This window comes from Candidatus Omnitrophota bacterium, assembly GCA_013791745.1.
Classification (GTDB): domain Bacteria; phylum CG03; class CG03; order CG03; family CG03; genus CG03.
This window is the reverse complement of record VMTH01000131.1, coordinates 1-19,421: the sequence shown is the minus strand read 5'-3', so window position 1 is coordinate 19,421 and position 19,421 is coordinate 1. Positions and strand designations below refer to the sequence as shown.

The following is a 19,421-nucleotide window of genomic DNA, read 5'->3' as shown; positions in this document are numbered from 1 at the left end:
GCCATTCTCATCTTTTAGGACTAGATTTGCAATAGCTTGCGGTTTCTTTGGAAGATATTTTTTTATAGGAGTTAGAGGTTTCCTTATAAATAGATGTTTTAAATTCTTTGCTGGTTTTCCTCCTTTGATGTATATTTTGTGCGATTTTGTTTTAGAAATATTAATTAAATGGGCATCCTCAGCCTGTATATATACATCGTCTTTACTATCTATAAAAAACCCCATGAAATTGCCAACTTCCTCCGATACTATTTCCATGTTCGGCTGTTTTTCTATAATTTTCAATTCTTCTGCATATTTTTTGCTTTTCGAATTAAAAGACTCCTTAAGTTTTAAAGTAGTTGTATATTGATGTACAATCTCACCCTTTCTATTTATTTTCACTACAACTGAATCGTTAACAAAATCTAAATGCTTCGTAAGAATGTAAATGTAGCCGGATAAATCTACTGCTAAATAATTAAGCCAAGGATCATATGTTTTATATCTTTTTAATGCAGCTATTGAAACGGTCGATTTATACCCTCCTTTATCATTGTAAATTACTATGCGGTCATTAACAGGATTGAGGATATATATGTCTCCATTTTTGCCTACAGCTATTGCATTAGGCCCCATATCAGGATAATCATATCCTGACGGTTGACGATAAAAACCAAATTGGGTCTTTAAGTTACCCCATTCCCCCTTTATGATTGTTTTTTCTGTGTATTCATCCGTTTTTTTATTTTTTTCTGCGGAAAGGGGAATTGCCAGAATGAAAAAAAACAGAGCGATGAGAATGTTTTTTATTTTATTGTTTTGAAATCCCCTGAGAATTAAATATTTTTTCATTTTGTCCCTCCGGGGATACTGTATTTTTGAATCTTCTTGAAAACTGAATTCACTTTTATCTTTTGCATCATTTGCTCCCATATATTTTGTCGGCAACTTCTCCTACGAAATAAAAAACGGATTAATTGTCTTCTTTTTTTTCATCTATGTTTCCATCCGTCGGCGGCCCCGAAGTTTCAGGGGCTACGGCCGGAGCCGGCTCGGGGTCACCGGCCTCAGCTGTATCGGAGAGCTCTTTTTCTCCGAATTCTATGTCTATTTCCATGCCGGTTAATTCCGAGGCGAGATTGATATTGAACCCGCCCTGCCCGAGCGCCTGTCCGCGCTGCGAAGGATCGATCGTAACGACGGCCTTCTTCTTTGATTTATTTATCTTTACCGCCGAGGATTCAACTCTCGCGGGGCTGAGGGAAGATGCCACGATCGCGGCGGGATTCTTTGCCGCGTCCACAAGATCTATCTTCTCTCCGCCGAGTTCGCTTATGATCGTTTTTATCCTCGAACCCCTCACTCCCACGCAGGTGCCGACGGGGTCAACATGCTCTTTCAGCGATTTGACCAGCACCTTGCTCCTGATGCCGGGCTGCCGCACCGCCTTGACGATCTCCACTATCCCTTCTTTGATCTCCGGCACCTCATCGGATAGGAGCTGCTTTAAAAATTCGGGATGGCTCCTGGAAAGTATTATCTCGCATTTTTTTTCGTTGCCTTCAACTCTCAGTATCAGCGTTTTGACAAAAGAGTTCGCCCGGAGAAACTGTTTGGGTATCTGCTCGTCGGCGGGGAGCACCGCTTCCGCGTCGCCGAAATCAAAGATCGCTTTTCTGCCTATAAACCGGAACACCCTGCCGGAGACGATCCTGTTCTCCATCTGCTTGTATTTCTTATACACGGATATTTTCTCATATTCCCTGATCCTCTGGGTTATGACTTTCTTGATGGTCTGGCTGGCGATGCGGGCTATCTCATCCACATCTATGGGCAGTTCCACATCATCACCCTCGGACACTTTGGGGTCTATCTCGCGGGCGGCGCTCAAAAGTATTTCTTTTCTGGGGTCCGCCACTTTCCCCACGGCGCTTTTAATGCCCCATGCCACGATCTGGCCGGTTTCCCTGTCCAGCGTCACCTTGTATCTGTCCGAAAGAGGGTAGACTTTCACCAGGCACTTGCTGACAGCGTGCTCTATCAAAGAAATGATCTCTTCTTTGGGAATGCCTTTTTCGTGCTGCATCTGATCCAGCGCCGCCAAAAATTCTTTACTCATTATATTACAACCCCTGTTGCCCCTCTCTCATTCGCCGCTCATAAACTTGTATTATACCAAAATTCCGGCGTTAATTCAATTTTTCAAGCACAGCCTCACCGGCCTTGTAGACATCTCCCGCGCCTATGGTGATAAAAATATCGTTTTTACCCAGCATCGACGGTATGATCTCCGAAGCCTCATTAAGCGACGCGAACATCCTCTTTCTTATTGTTCTGGGTATGTTTTCCCATATCAGCTGCGAAGTAATGCCCGGTATCTTCTTCTCTCCCGCCGAGTATATGGGCAGAAGGCACACGGCGTCCGCGCGGCTGAAAGATCTTCCGAGCTGCCAGGCCTGCTCCTTCGTTCTTGTATACCTGTGCGGCTGAAAAAGCACCACTATTCTTCTTTCCGGCCATATCTCACGCGCCGTTTTAACCGTCATGGCTATCGCGGTGGGATGATGTGCGTAATCATCTATCACCATAATGCCTTTTTTTATCCCCTTGACATCAAACCTTCTGGAAACACCCATATAGGCCTTAAGGCCCTTTCTGATCTTCGGCATGCTTATGCCGAGATTGAGACAAACGCAGGCGGCCGCCGAGGAATTCAGCACATTGTGCATCCCCGGGGCAGGAACAATCAGAGAACCCATGTTTTTCCCCCTGTAAGTGACGGAATACGAGGTGTTAAAATATTCCATGCCCGTGATCTTTATGCGGTAATCGGCGGACGGCGAGAAACCGTAAGTAAAATAGCGTTTCCTCAACTGCGGCAGGATCTCGGCTATATTGGCGTCGTCTATGCAGAGAAAAGCCATGCCGTAAAAAGGTATACTGTTTATAAAATCCACAAAGGTCTGCTTCAGGTTGTCCATGCTGCCGTAAAAATTCATGTGATCGTCGTCTATGTTCGTCACGGCCACAACCGTGGGGAGGAGTTTGAGAAAAGAAGCGTCCGACTCGTCGGCTTCGGCCACGAGCAGATCACCGCTTCCCTTATAACCGCCTGTGGCTATGTTCTTGAATCTCCCTCCTATAACCATCGTGGGATCGTATCCCGCCGAGGAGAGTATCTGGCTGACCATGGAAGTCGTCGTTGTCTTGCCGTGACTGCCGGCAATGGCGATGCTATATTTCAAACGCATCAGTTCCGCCAGCATTTCGGCGCGCTGTATGACGGGGATCTTGTTTTTCACCGCCGTGAGCACCTCCACATTATCGGGCGTGACGGCGGAAGATATGACCACCACCTGGGTGCCGGCGACATTTGAGGCGCGGTGCCCTATTCTCACAACACAGCCGAGATCCTCAAGATGCCTGGTGACGGGAGAGGACGCGAGGTCGGAGCCGCTGATGGCGTAACCCATCCCGGCCAGCACCTCGGCTATGCCGCTCATGCCGGAGCCGCCTATCCCCACAAAATGTATGTTTTTGACGCTCTGCGACACCTTCATGCCCGCCGACACACCGCTTTTTTTGATCAAGCCCGCTTTTTTTGTTTTTTTGTTCATTTTCTTCACTCTATATACTGCTTCAGTTTCCTGGATTCGGCGATCTCCTTCAGCTTGTTGACGGCCTTCGCCTCTATCTGCCTTATCCTCTCCCTCGTCACCTTGAATTCCTGCCCCACCTCTTCAAGAGTCCTCGGATAACCCGAGTCTATCCCGTATCTCAGCCGCAGGATCTCGCCCTCACGGTCGGAAAGAACGGAAAGCAGTTTTTCAACCTCGCCCTTGAGCAGATCCATCTGGGCCGAATCCTCCGGGCTGATCATCGTGCTGTCCTTGACGTACTCTTCAAGCTGGGCGTCATCCTCATCCCCCACGGGCTGAGCGAGAGAAAAGGGCTCCGGCATGACTTTGAGGACCGTGTATATCCTCTCAACGGGTATTTTCAGTCCTTCGGCGCACTGTTCCGGCGTAGGGTCAAAGCCTTTTTTCGCGCGGAATTTCTGCGAGAATGTTGACACCTTGCTGATGACCTCTTTCATGTGAACCGGGATCCTTATGGTCCTCGCCTGATCGGCGATCGCCCGGTTGATGGACTGCCTTATCCACCATGTCGCGTAGGTTGAGAATTTAAAACCCTTTTTATACTCAAACTTATCAACCGCTTTCATCAGGCCTATGCATCCCTCCTGAATGAGATCCAGCAGAGAGAGCCTCACGTTTGAATGATGCTTCGCTATGGACACGACAAGCCGCAGGTTGCTTCTGACGACCTTGAGCTTCATGTCCCTTATTTCCCTTTCCAGAACGCGTATCTCGTCATGGATAATCAGAAGCTCCGCAGGATCCTGAACGGTTTCCCTGCTGAGGTGGTTCAAATTTTCCGCTATCTTATCCAGCGCGTCCTGTTTTTCCTGCCACTGGCTCACCTTCAAACCCGTCTGACGGGAAAAAGCGTCGGGCCTCAGTGTTTTTCTTTTGTATTGCCTATAGAGTTTCCGCACCTGCCCCTCGTCCTCCACTTTTTTGAGCAGGTCTTCGCGGGCATTCAGGAGCAGGGCGCTGCGTTTTCCTTCGGTTTTGAGCAGATGCAGGAGCCTTTTCAGCTTCTGGCTGTTGAGCTCAAGAGTTTCTATTTTTTCATAGATGGCCACGCAGGTCCGGACGCTGTCTTTTTTAAGACGCTGCGTTTGTTCGTTCGTCCGGGCGGCAAAAAGCTTTTTCTGCATTTCCACGAGCTTTTTCCTGCCGTTGCGGATGAAGTTTGACGCTTCGCTGACGCGTTTTTTCATACCCTCTATGATCTTGACGTTCTTTTTACCCCGGGGCATGAGCTCACGGGCGGAAATAACCCCTTCCTGGAGCAGCGCGTTTATGTTCTCCATCTCTTTGAATATAATGGGATTTGACAATATCAAAAAATTCAGCCGGTTTTCCCTGTCTTTGATGCCCTTGGCGAGAAAAGTTTCCTCTTCTCTGGTCAGAAGCGCGGCCTTCCCCATCTCGCTCAAAAACATCTTCACCGAATCGGATGTGTCAACTTTATCCACCTCAGCCACCGGCACCAGCGACATCTCGTCCTTAGACACGGCCCCGCCTATATCAATACCCGTGCTCTCCAGCGAGGTGAGCACCTCGTCAATGGTGTCGGAATTGGTGAATTCCGGCGGCAGCATCTCGTTCAGCTGTGTGAAGGACATCGAGCCGGATTCCTTGCCCTTCATCACTATTTCCCTTATCACGTCATCTCGTTCCCTGCCCTTGGGCAGAGCGTCTTTCTTCCTGGCCGTTCTCGTCGCGGCGCGAGTTAGAGGCTTGGACTTCTTCGCCGGCGGGGATGATTTTCGTTTCAGTGATGCCGGGGTTTTACTTTCGATGCTTATTTTCTTCGTCGCGGATGGCTTCACAGGCCCGGACTTCTTCGCCGGCGGGGATGATTTGGGCTGCGGCGTTTTTTTCTTTACGATCTCTTTAGCGGGGGCTTTTCCCCCGGAGGGCTTCAGCGCCTTTTTTTTCTTTAAGACGGTTTTCGGCACCGGGTTTTTCTTCCCCGTCGCTTTCGGCGTGGGCTTTTTCGCCGTCGCTTTAGTCATGGGCTTCGCCTTCGAAGCCTTTTCCAGCTGTTTGTTTTTTTTCACTTTATCTTTGGATTTTCCGGCGTTCTTTTTCAAAATGCCCTCCCTGTCTTTTTCTGTCCATCCTATTAACAATCTGCATGTATTCTTTCCCTATCTCGGCCGATTGCGGATTTACGAGAAGTTTTTTCCTCAGTTCCTCGCGCGTTGCCATATCCACGGCCAGCACAAACGCGTCCGCCAGGCTTTCCGCCTCTTTCTTCTTTTTCAGTATCTCTTCCTTGTCGGCCGGAGCGTCGTTTTTTATGACGGAAGCCGTCAGTTCGGCGATGAAATCCGAATCACCGCCCGACAATGAATCCTGCGAGAATTTTGATATCAGATTTGAGGCCGATATGCCCTCACCCTCTTCAATACTCTCGTAAACGCTATTCAAAAAATCTCCCATGTATTCAAAATCTTCCGCTTTGGCCGACTTGTGAAAAACATCAACGAATTCCGGATAATTGACGAGAAAACATATTATCGCCCTCTCTATTTTCTCCCTCTTGCTTATTTCCTTTTTATCCCGCAAAGCGCCCGGCGCGCCGGGCTCATCGGCGGCATAAGAGGGAGCTGAACTCTTACTCATCTCTTTCTCAACCGCGGCCGCGCTCACTTCCAGAGCCTGTGCCGTCCTCTTTATCTCTTCCTCACGCGTGACGGCGCTGCCGATGGCGTTGATAAAGGGCTTGATCTCGCCTACGACATCCGCCTTCCATGACGGATTCTTGTCTTTGTGCCTGTAAATGAAAAGTTTTCTTATGAAATCCATCAGAGGATGGGCTTCCTTTATCCTCTCCTCAAGCTCCGGCGAGCCGAATTTGTGCAGAAAATCGTCGGCGTCTTTTGTTTTGAGCAGCCTTATCACATAGGTCTCAAGGCCCGCCGACAGCACCTTTCCGGCGGAGCGCAAAACGGCGGTTATGCCCGCGGCGTCGGAATCAAAGAGCATATAGACTTTTTCGGTAAAGCGCGCCAGCTGATAAACATGGCTGTCCGTAAACGCCGTCCCCAGTACACCCACGGCGTTCGTGAAACCGAACTGATGGAGGGTGAGGACATCCATGTATCCTTCCGTCACTATGACCCTGCCCTCGTCGATGATGTTTTTCTTCGCTATATCCATGGCATAGAGCACCTCGCTCTTGCGGAAAAGAATCGTCTCCGGCGAATTGAGGTATTTCACCTTGGAATCGCCCACGGCGCGGCCGCCGAAACCCACGGTTCTGCCCTGGGAGTCGCAGATGGGGAATATTATCCTGAACCTGAATTTGTCAGTCAGAGAGCCCGCCCTCTCAACGACGAGTCCGAGCTTTAAAAGATCGCCTGATGCGATGTTCTCGCCCTTCGCGAATTTAATCAGCGTCTCGCCGTCGGGAGAGAAACCCATGCCGAATTTCTCGGCCATTTCCGGCGTGATGCCCCTTTTGAAAAGATAATCCCCCGCCATTTTGCTTTTTTTGAGATTATCCGCGTAAAATTTACTTATTCTGCTCATAACGGAAAAAAGATAATTCTTTCTTTTCTCCTCGGGGCCGGCGGCTTTCTCCGGCACCTCTATCCCGGCCCGGACAGCGAGAGAACGGACTGCTTCGGGAAATGAAACCCTGTCCAGCTTCATAACGAAGGTGAAGACATTCCCGCCCTCGCCGCAGCCGAAACATTTGTATATCTGCTTCTGTTTTGAGATCACGAAAGAAGGCGTCTTCTCGCTGTGAAAAGGGCACAGCGCCGTAAAATTGCCCCCGGCGCGGCGAAGAGGAAAATACTGCTCGGCGACGGAAACGATGTCCGACGACGCGCGCACTTTCTCTATGAAATCAGAAGGATAGGCCATCAGGTGCTTATTTTCTTCTTATGCGGTGAAACCCGGAGCACTCCGTCACATGGAACTTCCCGTATTTCTTCTCCACTTTGTCGAAAAGAAGGTTCAGCCCCAGATTATCGGATGAGATATGACCGGCTATTATTATGTTTATGCGGCTTTTTTTCGCCTGTTCTATATGCTTCTCGCTGAAATGCATGCCTATTATCGTGCCCACACCGGCGTCGGCTAATTTTGATACGGCCTCGACGGAACCTTCGGTGCCGCCCGTCATATCGACAACGACCTTTCCGGCGGAAGAAGACGGCTTGCCGTTGACTATCGTCGGGCCCGGCAGATGCTTCAGGCGGGCGTGATCGTACTCCGGCACCTTCTCAAGCATCTTTATGACCTCTTCCAGCTTCAGCTTATTCAGGTTTTTAAACTTCTTTCCCAGGAATTCCGTCACATGGTTGTCGGCGGGAGTGTGGACATTGCACATGGGAATGCCCAGAAGAACGGCCGCGTCTGTGGCCTGAGCGTGGTTGCGCGGCATAACGGACCTTCCCACCAGCTCCTGCCTTTCATTGAGCAGGCTCTCGGCTATGTTTATCGGCACGCCCCATCCAGATTGTATCTCGGCCTGCATGGCCATCACCTGGTGAAATGTGCAGTAGGAATAGCCGTTGGGATGATGAGCCGCCACAAGGTCTATCTTCTCTCCTTTTTGGGAAAGCCTGTCGGCCAGCAGCAGATCCTCCACGCCTATGTCTATCCCGCACATTATCCTCTTCACAGAGCCGTCTGACGGGTTGTTTGATATGCGCGAATCGGCATAAGGGTTGCTCAGCCGTTCGCTGTCGTAGTATTTTTTCTCGTCGGAAGAAAGCTTCTCAAAGCTCTTTTTTTCTTCGGCCAGCACTTTTTTGACCGATGTAACGCCCCGCGGATCCGCCTCTATGCCGCACTTGACGCAATAAGAAAAAAACTCACTTATTTTCATCTTTGACTCCTCTCGGGCGCGGGATGTCCCCGGCCCCTCGCGCGGGGGCGCCTATTTGCCGGTGCGCTTAGACTGAATCCTCAGCGCCCGGGAAGCATTAACCCTCTGACGCCTTTTCAGATCGTCTTTCAGTTTTTTCCGGAGCATACTGGGGCTTTCGTAGTATTGCCTTTTTTTGATCTCTTTGAGCAGACCCTCGTTCTCGCACTGCCTCTTGAACCTTCTAAGGGCGCTCTCAAATCTCTCGTTCTCACTTATCTTGATATAAGCCAATTGTAATTCACCTCCCCCTCTCAAAAAACCTATCCCGGCGGCCAGCCGAAAAGCCTTCCGCCGAGCAGATGCGCGTGCACATGAAAAACCGACTGCCCCGCATCCTTACCGTTGTTTATAACCAGCCTGTAGTTCTCAAGAGAGAGCTCCAGGGCCACTTTCCTTGCCGTGTTGATGATCTTCCCCATCAGCGGCGCGTCTTCATCCGACATTGCGCTCACCGAAGCTATGTGCTTCAAAGGTATTATCAGCACATGATCCGGCGCTTTTGGGTCCACATCCCGGAAAGCGAGCGTCTCATCGTCCCTATAGACAATATCAGCTTTCACTCTTCCCGACGCTATGGCGCAAAACAGGCATTCTTTTATTTCTTCCATAACACAAGTGCTTATTATAGTCTGATTTCAGTCAAATGGCAATAGGTGAAAGTAAAATCCGTGAAATGCTGTCAACTGCCTGCCCTGCCCTCAGGCAGGGGTTCTTGTTTTTTTTGGAGGTGAGGGGGATCGAACCCCTGACCTCTTGCATGCCATGCAAGCACTCTCCCAGCTGAGCTACACCCCCATAAAATCAATCTTCGTGAAAGACAACCGTCAGCCGGCTGTTTTTCATTGCGGTATTCTATATAAGAAATTTATTTTTAGCAAGCGGCCGCGCAAAGCGCTCTCAGGACTTTTTCTGTCTTGAGATCTTCGCCTTCAAACTCTTTATCGCGGTGTTCTGCGATTTGATGCCTGCTATAAGTTTTTTTATCTCGGCGTCGGCGGGCGGATTTTTCCTGAAATACGCGAAACTCTTCTCCCCCAGTTCCCTGTAAGACGCTTCAAGCTTATCATTAAGTTTCAGGGCATCTATGTTCAGTTTTTGTATCCCCGCCTGCTTTGATATCCTGCCGCTGACATCTTTGGTGAAAACCTTCGCCTTTTCGTAAAATTCTTTCAGTCTCTCACCGGCATCTTCCATCTCCGTTTTTATTTTTTCGCCCATTTTATTCCTCCTCCATAAGCAGATCTTTTATTTTTTTATCAAAAAAATTCTCTTCGTGCGCTCCCACCACTTTCTCGGCTATGCGCCCCTTTTTGTCTATAAAAAATGTCGTGGGTATCCCCCTGATGCCGCCGTATTTTTCCTGAAGTTCCGCGTCGGCGTAAGCTATGGGATAATTTATCCCCTTTTCCCTGATGAAAGCGGTCATCTGCGATCTGTCCCTGTCGACGGAAAGGCCGATGATCTCAAAACCGTCTTTGGCGTATTTGTTTTTCAGATTGATGAAAGCGGGTATCTCATAAACGCAGGGGCCGCACCATGTCGCCCAGAAGTCTATCAGCACAACCTTCCCTCTCAGTTCGGAGAGGCTGACAGTACCGCCGTTTACCGACGGAAGCGAAAAGCCGGCGGCAGCCGCGCGGGGCGCGTTCACAGAACTCCGGGTGGAAGCGCTTCCGCCGTTTTCATCCACACCGCATGCGGAAAAAGAAAGGACGATCGCCATCGCCATTAAAAATTTTTTCATAGCACTCTCCTTTTCAGATTTTTTCACGACACGCTGCTCCTTAGATTGTAAGAAAAAAGCCCCGATAAAGCAATGAAATTTAAAGCGGCAAGCAGAAAGCAGCTGCCGAAAATACCCAGGAGCGGGATCATATAAATACCCCCGATAACAGCCCCCGCGGCCGAACCCGCGAGCTCCACGGCGTAAATCCGGCCCGGACTCCCGTGGCTTTTCCCGTCAAGCGTAAACAGCGCCACGGGAAAACGCAAACCTATCGGAAAAGCCGCCAGAAACGGGAGCGCGATAAATCCGGCCGGCATCAACGGCCGCATAAAGCATGCGAAAGCGGGGTATGCCGCAAGCCAGAAGAAAAAAGCGAGAAATAAGGATAAAATAAAAATAGCGGATTGTATTTCAATAAGGCGTCTCATCGGAAGCTTTCGGAAGAAAAGTATTTTATCCCCCGCGAAACTCCCCGCGGCAAGCCCCGTCATGAAAAGCGTTATTAAAAGCCCCATGCGGTAAAAGAGATAGCCGAAGTGTATCTGAAAAACTATCATTATAAGGAGCTGGAATAAAATTCCGGAAAAACCCGTAACGGCGACGAAAAATCCCAGCATTCGATTTTTTTTGCGCCCAGCCGCGAGCATAAATAAAAAGGCGGCGATGATGAGGCCGTATGCGGCTTTACGCTCTCCCGCAAAAACAAACGATGTGACCGGGCGCGTAACGCTGAAATGTTCCAGCCAGTTTATCAGGCCGTAATAATACGCCAGCGGCCTATAATCACTGTTGATCCCGGCGGGGCTCTTCTCCAGCGCCCCCGTGAACCATTTGACTCTGGCGGGATCACCGTCTGATTCAATGCCGCTGTCAAGCATACGGAAGGCACCGGAGGCGGTAGATTCCGCCAAAAGAGCTCTCCAGTCGCTGCTGAGGCTTTCATCAGATGCGATGAAAAACGCTCTTGCCCCGGGCAGAACGGCCACTTCGTCAAAAACATCCTTGAGGGATTTGTAAACCGAAGAGAGCGCCATCGTCAGCGCGCGGTTCATATAATCACCCGAAGCCCCGGTGCCGAGAACCAGAATACCGCCGGGTTTCAAGACCCTCTTCACTTCCGCAAAAAAATCCCGCGTATAATAACTGTTTGCCCTTATGCTGGCCGGCACAGCGGCATTGACAACGACACAGTCGTATTCCGCGGCGTCTGCGTCCGCCTCAGGCGCGGCTGAAAGTCCGCCGACAGGCGCGGCGCTGTTTTTGATATGGACCCGGGGGTCATCCAGGATAATCTTTACGGCCTCACGCCGGGGTATGCGGGCAAAACGGGCGATCGTTTCCGCAAGCAGCGCGTCCTGCTCCACACAAACTATTTCCCCCACCGGATAATCGGCCGCGAAAACAGCAGGTTCCGGGCCGCCGCCCACAAAAAGCATCTTTTGCGCAGCGGGCCTCTGCAAAAGGGGAACATAGGCCGCCAGAGCCGCGTTGAGACTGTCAGGGACGCTGAAAGCATAAAGGCCGTCCGTTAAAAATGTCCTCTGCTCATTGTATTCGGTTACGGTGATATTCCCGTATATGGAATCGGCGGAAAAAAGAACCTTCCGCGGGGCGTAGCGCATCTCAACCAGGCGTCTTTCTATGCGGGAAGGAATATTGTAAATGAACGCGGACAGCCATAACAGCAGAAAGAAAACCGCGGCGATGCGGGCGGCCGGTTTTCCGCCCCGGATAAAAATATTGACAGCTGCGGCGAGAAAAACAAGAAAACTGATGATCCATGCCGCCTCAAGAGCTGAAAATACACGGATCATAAAAAGCGAGGTCACCAATCCGCCGAGCGCCGTGCCGGCCGCTTCAAGCGAATAAACCCTGCCCGGCATCGGCCTGACGGATATTTCCGCCGCCCTGCAGTAAAGAGGGAAAACAGCGCCCGCGAAAAAACAGCAGGGGGCGAGCAGAAGAAAAGAAACGCCCAGCGTCAATAACGGCGACGCCGCGGCGCCTTCGGGAATCCCAAAAGCCGTTTTCGCGTAATTTATGAGAATAATAACCAGCGGCAGTGAAACAGCAAAAACAAATTGCGCGCCGAGAGCGTAAATCAGCGGCCTGTCCCTGAAACGGGATCCCGCGAAAGCTCCCGCGGAAGTCAGCAGAAGCCAGGAAGCCAAAACCAGACCCGCGAAAAGTTCATTGCCGTAAAAAACCGTGAAAAAACTTCTCAGTATCAAAACCTGACCGGACATAACCGTGAAACCGTAAATAAATATGTTGAGAGTCATCGCAAAAAATATCCCAACGCAATCAAAAGGAAAAAAAGAGCGCACAGGATCCGGGCGGCCAAATGGACTTTAGGCAGTTTTATGATCTCCGCGGCGGCTCTCCCCATAGCCCCTCCGCAGGCGCATATCACAATCAGGCCCGAGAGAAAAATCCCGATAGCGAAAAATAAACTGTTTAAGAGAGCTTCTTTGACGCCGGCTGAAATCAGCGCTATCTGCATAAAAACGGCAATGAACGGCGGACATGGCAGAAGACCCATGACGGCGCCCATAAGAAGAAAACCGCTTTTTTTAATAAAAGTCCGGCAGCGCAGAACTCTTCCCTCCCCCGTCAGGATCAGGAGAGCCGCCGCTATAAAAAAAAGCGCCGTGGAAATCCTCACGGTATCGCCGTAGCGGTCCCGGAATAAGCTTATCGCCCTTACTGAAAGCCCTGCGAGAACGCCGTATATGAGCGTCGAGAAGAGCCTGCCGGAAAGAAAGAGCAGCGCCGATTCAAAAGTTTTTCTGAATTTACCGGAGCTTCCCGCGGCGCACAAAATCGCCGCCGGCACACAGCAGGTCAGCAGGCAGGGCCCCGCAAAAGTCAGAAGAAATCCGATACCGAATAATTGAAACGGCACAATCATATATCATCCGATCCTATTGCCACCGGCCCTCGATCCCACAGCCGCAAGACGGGCACCTGCCGTTTTTTATTTTGTTGCTCACCACGCTGTACCCTATCCTTTTGACAAGCAGTTCTCCGCATTCCGGGCAATAAGTGCTCTCATAATCGTGCCCCGGAACATTGCCTATATAAACATATTTCAGCCCCGCGGCTTTGGCGATATCATATGCCGCCCGCAAAGTTTTTAAGGGCGTCGGCGGGAGATTCTGGAGACGGTAGGCCGGATGAAAACGGCTGAAATGGAGCGGCACATCCGCACCCAGCTCTTTTTTTATCCACTCGCACATCCTTTTTATATCTTCGGGAGAATCGTTCTGTCCCGGAATAACAAGATTCGTTATTTCAAGCCACACGCCGGATTTTTTGATTATTCTGAGAGTTTTCAGAACAGCACCGATTTCGGCGAAGGAGCCCATTTTCCTGTAAAAATCCTCGTTGAATCCCTTGAGGTCTATGTTGACGGCGGTCATGTATTTGAGAAGTTCCTTCAGAGGTTCGGGATTGATGTAACCGCAGGAATGCATGGCGTTTTTCAGGCCTCTCTTCCTTGCGAGGCGGCAGATGTCAATCATATACTCATAAAAAACCGTGGGCTCGGTGTAGGTGTAGACCACGAAAGGGCTGCCGCTTTCTTCAGCGGCTCTCACCACCTGTTCGGGCGTCATATCCGACGACAGGGCTTTATCGGGCGCTGTCTGTGATATGCTCCAGTTCTGGCAGAAAAGGCACCTCATATTACATCCGGCCGTCGCTATTGAAAAAGCTGATGTACCCGGAATGACATGGAAAAAAGGTTTTTTTTCTATAGGATCCAGATGCGCCGCCACGAGCTTGCCGTAAGTCAGCGAATAAAGCCTGCCGTCTTCGTTTATCCTTGCCGTGCAGAAACCGCGCTTTCCCGGCGCTATCAGGCAGGCCCGCGGACAGAGGAGGCATTGCGCGTTTTTCTTTCCCGCGCTCTTCCAGTAACGGGCGGGCTGGAGTTTTTTTGAAGAGGATACCAGCAGAGCCAAAAGCGCCAGAGCCAATATGTTTTTTTTATTCAATGCTGATAGCCCCGCCGGAATGAGCGTTACTGCCGCCGCCCACAAACAGGAGCGGGAACACAATGTCACTCACACAGCAGGGGATCCACACGGCTATGAAAAGGAAGATGAATACAACGGCATAAGAGGCGGGGCCCATATTCCCGCCGGCGCTGATTATGTGGAAGAGCGAAGCCCATGTGCTCAAAAGAACATGCCCCGCGTGCGGAAATTTCGTGTAGGGCGCGAAATAGGCCAGGGCTATTCCGGCGAAGGCGGCAGGATTGATAATGTGCCACTCCTCTATGAAACCGATATGCGCGTGAGGGTGCGGAAGCCCTAACATCAACTCGCCCAGATAGGGTATGATAGAATCGCTGATCGTGGCAATACCGACGGAACCTATGTAGCCCACGGCGAGCAGCCCGGCCAGAGCGCATTTTCCCTTCAGCCTTCCGCATCTGTAAAGCTGATACAGCGCCGATGTGACCATGGCGCTCAAAAAAACATGCGCCGGATGGAACACATTGAAAATACCGAGCGCCGTTTTTGAAGACATGCCGCTGAACATGAACATCAGAATAATTCCCGAAGCCGCGCCGACGGCCGTAAAAGGCGCGTGATGACTCAACTCTGTCTTGATGCGCTGGAGCACTCCCCCGTCTCCATGTGAATCATTCATACGATTCTCCTTTGATCTTCTCGACGAATTTAACCGCCGCGAAAGCGGCCTCGGCGCCTTCGGCGCAGGCCGTGACAACCTGAAAAAGCGGTTTTCTCACGCAGTCGCCGCAGGCGAAAACGCCTTCCCTGGAAGTCATCATATCCGCGCTCACTTTTATAAACCCTTTCCCGTCCCTTTCCGCAAGCGGGGCGAAAGCGGCCGTGGCCGGGTCGTAACCTATAAAAACGAAAACGCCCGAACACTCAATATCTCTCCGGTCGCCGGTTTTAACATTCTCTATTTTCAGGCGCTCCACGCTGCCGGAACCGAGTATCTCTTTCACGGCGGAATCCCACACGAATTCCAACTTATCGTTTTTTTCCGCGCGTGCCCTTATAGCGGAAGCCGCCCGAAGCCTGTCGCGGCGGTGGATGAGATATACTTTTGAGGCGAAGCGGGTGAGAAAAAGGGCCTCTTCAACAGCCGCGTCCCCTCCCCCCGCGACGGCGACCGTTTTATCTCTGAAAAAAGGCCCATCGCATGTGGCGCAGTATGAAACGCCGTGGCCGGTGAATTCTTTTTCCCCGGGTACATTGAGTTTTCTGGGGAGAGTCCCCGCTGCTATTATAACGGATAGTGTTTTGAAAGAGCCGGACGAGCTGATAACCTCAAAACCGCCTTCGGGAAGAGCCCGCACATCCTTGACCTCAGCGCTCTCTATCCGGGCGCCGAAACGGCGTGCCTGCTTTTCAAAAAGCATGATCAGTTCTGCGCCGTTTATGCCTTCCGGAAAACCCGGATAATTCTCTATCTTATCGGTGAGAATGGCCAAACCCCCGACGGCGGCTTTTTCAAGGAGCACCGTCTCAAGGCCGCCGCGCGCGGCGTAAATGCCGGCGGTAAGGCCCGCGGGGCCTCCTCCTATGATAACCGTGTCAAATAATTTGTTTTCCACTTTGCTTCCTCCGCGTCAATTTCTTTTCCGCTTTTTTTATAAAGTTTTTACGGCCCTGTTTTATAAAAACAACACGCCCCGAAGACCTCAGGGCATCGGCGATTTTGGTCAGTTCAACGATCCTCAAACCGGTAACGGCGGCGAGGTCTTCCAGCGTGAGGGGACGGCGGGATACGGCCGACAATATCTTGTGGGTGAGGCCTTTCTTAAAGGCCGGCGATATTTTCCTCCCCGGAGCTCCAGCGAGCTCCGCTTTGAGCGGAGCGAAAAATCGCGCTATCTTTTTCAGAGACGCCTCTGACGCGCACCTGAGGGATGTTTCAGTGCCGGGCCTGACAAGAGAATTGAGCTGAACGGATGAAGGCTTTATTTTCATAAGCGCCTTTTTAAGTCTTGAAAGTTCTTCCGTCGAATCATTCACGCCGGGCACGATAAAAACTTCCACAGCGTAATCCCCCTCATACTCTTTTCCGAACATTTCCAGAGCATTTATCAATTTTTTCAGATCGAGTGAGCCGTGCGGGCGGTTCAGTTTTTTCCACGCGGACACAGACGCCGCGTCAAGCGAAGGAATAACCTTGTCAGCCCTCATGAGATCGGCCCTGACGCTTTTAAGATGAAAAAGCGAACCATTGGTGAGAACGCACACCCTGTATTGAGGGAATTTATTTTTGACGAACGATATGACATCGCCTATGCGGCTGTGAAGTGTGGGCTCGCCGGAGCCGGCGAAGGTGATGAAATCAAGATCGGGTTTCCCGGATAGAAAATCATCCAGCTCCTCTATCACGCGGCTCGCGGGGACATATTCCCTGCGGGAGACTGTCAGCGCCGTCGTGGCACCGCATTCGCAGTAAACGCAATTAAAAGAACATGTTTTGAGCGGGACAAGATCTATTCCCAGCGAAAGGCCAAGCCTCCTCGACGGGACAGGCCCGAAGAGATACTTGTATTTCATAAAATACCGGCGTTTTCTATTATGCGCGCGGCTTTATATGTATCAAGTATCCGGTTTATTTCCCCGACAGGCGCGCCTATGCATGTCAGATGGGGAGTGACCTCAAAGGAGAAATCTTTTTTGTGCGACAGAACTGTTCCCACGGCAGTGTCCTTGTTTCCGCCGCCGGCGCCGTATGTCACAGACACGAAAAGAGGCCTGTATTTTTCAAGCCCGCCCAGGGCGGCATAAAGGTTATGCCGCCCCTTCTCCGTTTTCGGCGGGAAGCACTCAAAAGAAACGCCCTTCACCGAAGCCGCCAGCTTCTCCGCTATCCTCATTTAATCTTCTCCCTCAAATTTCCTTTTGCCGGATAGAGACAATCGACATTATTGTCTATGTGATTGCCCGGCATTCTTCGCCCCATTTTTCTACCAAGAGAATATCAAAAAACACCCCAACTGTCACCCGGATGCAGGATCTCTATTCAAATCAAAATCCATAGGCGTCAAATCCCTAAGCCCGCTATTGGATTACCCCACGAAAAATCCGCGCGTAAATTTAACAGAATAATGTTGCTGTAAAACTCATTAATTCGCCGGATTTCATGAGAAAAGAATCAGTGAAATCATTCTTATCCCGACGACTATAGCGGTTAATTTTTTATTACCGACGCCTTTGGATTTACCCGCTCTTTTTCTCAAAGTTATCGGCACTTCTATGATCTTCAGCCCGGCTTTAAGCGCTTGAATCAACATATGCGGGAGAAAATGCATTTTTCCTACCGCAAGTTTGTCCTTAATTTTTTCGTATGCCTCTTTTCTCATAACCCTATACGTACACCCCATATCAGTAAATCTAATTCCCCAAAATCTTATTTGCAGCAGTTTCGCAACGACAATATTTCCAAGAACCATCACCCAATCCATTTGCGAATCGGGGCTATTTAATTCCCTGGTCGTTCTTGTGCCGACTACCATATCGCAATTTTCCAAATATGGTAATAATTTCTTTAAGTCTCTGGCGGAAAAAGTTTCATCTCCCTCTACTAAAACGATTATGTCTCCAACCTTAGAAGCCTCTTCTAATGCCCTCATGCAGGCATAGCCATAGCCCTGTTTTTTTTCAATGACCACCGCGGCGCCGGCGGCGATTGATTTTTCGCTTGTACGATCAGAGCTATTATTATCAATTACCGTCACGCTTTTGACAATTGGTGAACTCATAAAATCCGTCACAGCGTTTCCTATACATTCTTCGTCATTATATGCCGTCATCCCAACCGCGACGCGTTTACCCGAAATTGATTCAACTCTTATTTCTTCTCTCCCCACTAACAAATTTCTCAGCACAACTATATCTATCAAAAACAATACCCCCGAGGTAAGCATAAGGCCTATTGGAATAGACACCATCAATGGCGAAATACCATTTTGGAGGAAATAAACCACACTTAAAGCATAAAGAAACATACCAAAAAGAAATAACAGAACGCTGTAAACACCCAACCTGCCTAGGACATAGTTTTTAAGAAATTTTTTCAGCATATAAATGTATTACCCCCCCTTTTTTTAAAAAAGAAAAAACATAAGAAACACAAAAAGCGGGAATGGCAAAAACCACCACCGTAAATATTGATAAAGCCACGTTTAAAAAAAACCGTTTCCCCCGAGGCTGATTTCTTTTAACTTGCTTATAGAAAAAATTAAATTCCGAAGTGAAAACATTCGCGATGGTCTGAAACAATCCGTAAGGATTATATTCAAAAGAGCAGTGATTTATTTCAATCGTTTTAAAGCCTGCTTTCTTTATCAATTTTTTTAATGTTTCCGGCGAGAAATGGTACAGATGTCTGGGGAGATCAAGATGAAACCAAAATCTTTTAAATAGAACGTATTCCATGCACTCTATATTCGGCACGGATATAAGAAGTATTCCTTGCTTTGACAAAACCCCGTGGAGCTTTTTTAAAGTTTCCAAAGGGTTTTCTATATGTTCCAGGGAATGCCATAATGTGATAAAGTCAAAATATTCTTCCGGAAAATCTATATCACCGGATATATTAATTTTTTCGCGCTCGCAGCGCTTGATACCACTTTCTGAAGTTTCCACACCGGCAACATCCCAGCCGCTTTTTCTCATCAGAGAAAGAAAACTCCCGTCTCCACAACCCACGTCCAGAATTCTCCCTGTTTTTTTATACTTATTGACCCTTTGCTTCCGCAAAAGCCTAAATAGTGAAAATGCCGCCGCGGACACTGACGCTGATACTGAGGCGCCATAATATTCGTCAAAATAAAATGCATTCATTTCAGCGCCTGAAGGTTTTGGATATAAATATACAAATCCGCAATTAGAGCATTTGCGCAAATTAAAAATACGCGGCGTCGTTCCATCGGGACATTTTGCAAAACCAAACACATAGGAATCATTGTTTCCACAAACTTTACATTTAATAGATTTCATACTACCATTTTGTGCTCAAAAAATATTTTATATCCCTGAATATAGTGCCGCTTTTCAGCGACCTAAAAGCATATCTGAAAATAAAAGACGGACGGAAATAAAACTCCAAATAAAATTTTCTGTAATACTTTTCAATTACGCCCCACGATAAATTAGGGTGATCAAATATCTCTTTGGGTATTGCATAAAGATTG

General features: G+C 49.4%; 19 protein-coding genes and 1 tRNA gene. All 20 read right to left on the bottom strand.

Annotation, left to right across the window (positions count from 1 at the left end; genetic code table 11):
• Positions 1-930: hypothetical protein (locus FP827_06340; GenBank protein ID MBA3052686.1), on the bottom strand; the 930-nt coding region annotated here is incomplete at its 3' end.
• 25 nt (positions 931-955) lie between these two features.
• Positions 956-2,101, bottom strand: a complete 1,146-nt coding sequence (gene nusA / locus FP827_06335) for a transcription termination factor NusA (GenBank protein ID MBA3052685.1) — start codon at positions 2,099-2,101, stop codon at positions 956-958.
• A gap of 70 nt (positions 2,102-2,171) precedes the next feature.
• Positions 2,172-3,536 (bottom strand): UDP-N-acetylmuramate--L-alanine ligase, encoded by a 1,365-nt coding sequence (locus FP827_06330; protein ID MBA3052684.1) that lies wholly within the window; start codon positions 3,534-3,536, stop codon positions 2,172-2,174.
• A gap of 68 nt (positions 3,537-3,604) precedes the next feature.
• Entirely contained in the window at positions 3,605-5,707 is a 2,103-nt protein-coding gene (locus tag FP827_06325; GenBank protein MBA3052683.1) for a sigma-70 family RNA polymerase sigma factor, read from the bottom strand.
• Positions 5,676-7,490 carry a DNA primase gene (locus FP827_06320; GenBank protein MBA3052682.1) on the bottom strand — a complete coding sequence of 605 codons (1,815 nt, stop codon included), beginning with the start codon at positions 7,488-7,490 and terminating at the stop codon, positions 5,676-5,678. The genes FP827_06325 and FP827_06320 overlap by 32 nt, the downstream gene beginning before the upstream one ends.
• Before the next feature lie 7 nt (positions 7,491-7,497).
• Positions 7,498-8,460 (bottom strand): NGG1p interacting factor NIF3, encoded by a 963-nt coding sequence (locus tag FP827_06315; protein MBA3052681.1) that lies wholly within the window; start codon positions 8,458-8,460, stop codon positions 7,498-7,500.
• A gap of 51 nt (positions 8,461-8,511) precedes the next feature.
• Positions 8,512-8,733 carry a 30S ribosomal protein S21 gene (locus FP827_06310; protein MBA3052680.1) on the bottom strand — a complete coding sequence of 74 codons (222 nt, stop codon included), beginning with the start codon at positions 8,731-8,733 and terminating at the stop codon, positions 8,512-8,514.
• 29 nt (positions 8,734-8,762) lie between these two features.
• The gene (locus FP827_06305) at positions 8,763-9,110 is read right to left on the bottom strand and encodes a histidine triad nucleotide-binding protein (protein ID MBA3052679.1); all 348 of its coding nucleotides are present in this window, start codon (positions 9,108-9,110) and stop codon (positions 8,763-8,765) included.
• Between the two features lie 114 nt (positions 9,111-9,224).
• Positions 9,225-9,297 (bottom strand) — tRNA-Ala (locus FP827_06300).
• Between the two features lie 102 nt (positions 9,298-9,399).
• Entirely contained in the window at positions 9,400-9,720 is a 321-nt protein-coding gene (locus tag FP827_06295) for a hypothetical protein (protein MBA3052678.1), read from the bottom strand.
• A gap of 1 nt (position 9,721) precedes the next feature.
• Positions 9,722-10,246: a TlpA family protein disulfide reductase gene (locus FP827_06290; GenBank protein MBA3052677.1), complete on the bottom strand. Its 525-nt coding sequence runs from the start codon at positions 10,244-10,246 to the stop codon at positions 9,722-9,724.
• A gap of 23 nt (positions 10,247-10,269) precedes the next feature.
• Positions 10,270-12,510, bottom strand: a complete 2,241-nt coding sequence (locus FP827_06285; protein ID MBA3052676.1) for a hypothetical protein — start codon at positions 12,508-12,510, stop codon at positions 10,270-10,272.
• On the bottom strand, positions 12,507-13,139 hold the full coding sequence (locus FP827_06280) for a hypothetical protein (GenBank protein MBA3052675.1): 633 nt from the start codon (positions 13,137-13,139) through the stop codon (positions 12,507-12,509). The genes FP827_06285 and FP827_06280 overlap by 4 nt, the downstream gene beginning before the upstream one ends.
• A 13-nt stretch (positions 13,140-13,152) precedes the next feature.
• Positions 13,153-14,226 (bottom strand): AmmeMemoRadiSam system radical SAM enzyme, encoded by a 1,074-nt coding sequence (amrS, locus tag FP827_06275; GenBank protein ID MBA3052674.1) that lies wholly within the window; start codon positions 14,224-14,226, stop codon positions 13,153-13,155.
• Positions 14,219-14,887: a hypothetical protein gene (locus FP827_06270; GenBank protein ID MBA3052673.1), complete on the bottom strand. Its 669-nt coding sequence runs from the start codon at positions 14,885-14,887 to the stop codon at positions 14,219-14,221. Before FP827_06270 ends, amrS begins: the two co-directional genes overlap by 8 nt.
• Positions 14,880-15,824, bottom strand: a complete 945-nt coding sequence (trxB, locus tag FP827_06265; GenBank protein ID MBA3052672.1) for a thioredoxin-disulfide reductase — start codon at positions 15,822-15,824, stop codon at positions 14,880-14,882. Before trxB ends, FP827_06270 begins: the two co-directional genes overlap by 8 nt.
• On the bottom strand, positions 15,805-16,782 hold the full coding sequence (locus FP827_06260) for a radical SAM protein (GenBank protein MBA3052671.1): 978 nt from the start codon (positions 16,780-16,782) through the stop codon (positions 15,805-15,807). The genes trxB and FP827_06260 overlap by 20 nt, the downstream gene beginning before the upstream one ends.
• Positions 16,779-17,102 carry a hypothetical protein gene (locus FP827_06255; GenBank protein ID MBA3052670.1) on the bottom strand — a complete coding sequence of 108 codons (324 nt, stop codon included), beginning with the start codon at positions 17,100-17,102 and terminating at the stop codon, positions 16,779-16,781. Before FP827_06255 ends, FP827_06260 begins: the two co-directional genes overlap by 4 nt.
• A 264-nt stretch (positions 17,103-17,366) precedes the next feature.
• Complete coding sequence (locus FP827_06250; protein MBA3052669.1) at positions 17,367-18,308, bottom strand: glycosyltransferase family 2 protein; 942 nt, start codon at positions 18,306-18,308, stop codon at positions 17,367-17,369.
• Positions 18,289-19,227 (bottom strand): class I SAM-dependent methyltransferase, encoded by a 939-nt coding sequence (locus FP827_06245; GenBank protein MBA3052668.1) that lies wholly within the window; start codon positions 19,225-19,227, stop codon positions 18,289-18,291. Before FP827_06245 ends, FP827_06250 begins: the two co-directional genes overlap by 20 nt.
• Positions 19,228-19,421: the final 194 nt, after the last annotated feature.

What these genes read in the sequence shown, in the direction of transcription:
- FP827_06295 (MBA3052678.1), bottom strand. Translation starts at nt 9,720, where the DNA reads ATGGGCGAAAAAATAAAAACGGAGATGGAAGATGCCGGTGAGAGACTG.
- FP827_06315 (MBA3052681.1), bottom strand. Translation starts at nt 8,460, where the DNA reads ATGAAAATAAGTGAGTTTTTTTCTTATTGCGTCAAGTGCGGCATAGAG.
- FP827_06250 (MBA3052669.1), bottom strand. Translation starts at nt 18,308, where the DNA reads ATGCTGAAAAAATTTCTTAAAAACTATGTCCTAGGCAGGTTGGGTGTT.
- FP827_06245 (MBA3052668.1), bottom strand. Translation starts at nt 19,227, where the DNA reads ATGAAATCTATTAAATGTAAAGTTTGTGGAAACAATGATTCCTATGTG.
- nusA (MBA3052685.1), bottom strand. Translation starts at nt 2,101, where the DNA reads ATGAGTAAAGAATTTTTGGCGGCGCTGGATCAGATGCAGCACGAAAAA.
- FP827_06290 (MBA3052677.1), bottom strand. Translation starts at nt 10,246, where the DNA reads ATGAAAAAATTTTTAATGGCGATGGCGATCGTCCTTTCTTTTTCCGCA.
- FP827_06320 (MBA3052682.1), bottom strand. Translation starts at nt 7,490, where the DNA reads ATGGCCTATCCTTCTGATTTCATAGAGAAAGTGCGCGCGTCGTCGGAC.
- FP827_06270 (MBA3052673.1), bottom strand. Translation starts at nt 14,887, where the DNA reads ATGAATGATTCACATGGAGACGGGGGAGTGCTCCAGCGCATCAAGACA.
- FP827_06255 (MBA3052670.1), bottom strand. Translation starts at nt 17,102, where the DNA reads ATGAGGATAGCGGAGAAGCTGGCGGCTTCGGTGAAGGGCGTTTCTTTT.
- FP827_06285 (MBA3052676.1), bottom strand. Translation starts at nt 12,510, where the DNA reads ATGACTCTCAACATATTTATTTACGGTTTCACGGTTATGTCCGGTCAG.
- FP827_06305 (MBA3052679.1), bottom strand. Translation starts at nt 9,110, where the DNA reads ATGGAAGAAATAAAAGAATGCCTGTTTTGCGCCATAGCGTCGGGAAGA.
- FP827_06260 (MBA3052671.1), bottom strand. Translation starts at nt 16,782, where the DNA reads ATGAAATACAAGTATCTCTTCGGGCCTGTCCCGTCGAGGAGGCTTGGC.
- FP827_06280 (MBA3052675.1), bottom strand. Translation starts at nt 13,139, where the DNA reads ATGATTGTGCCGTTTCAATTATTCGGTATCGGATTTCTTCTGACTTTT.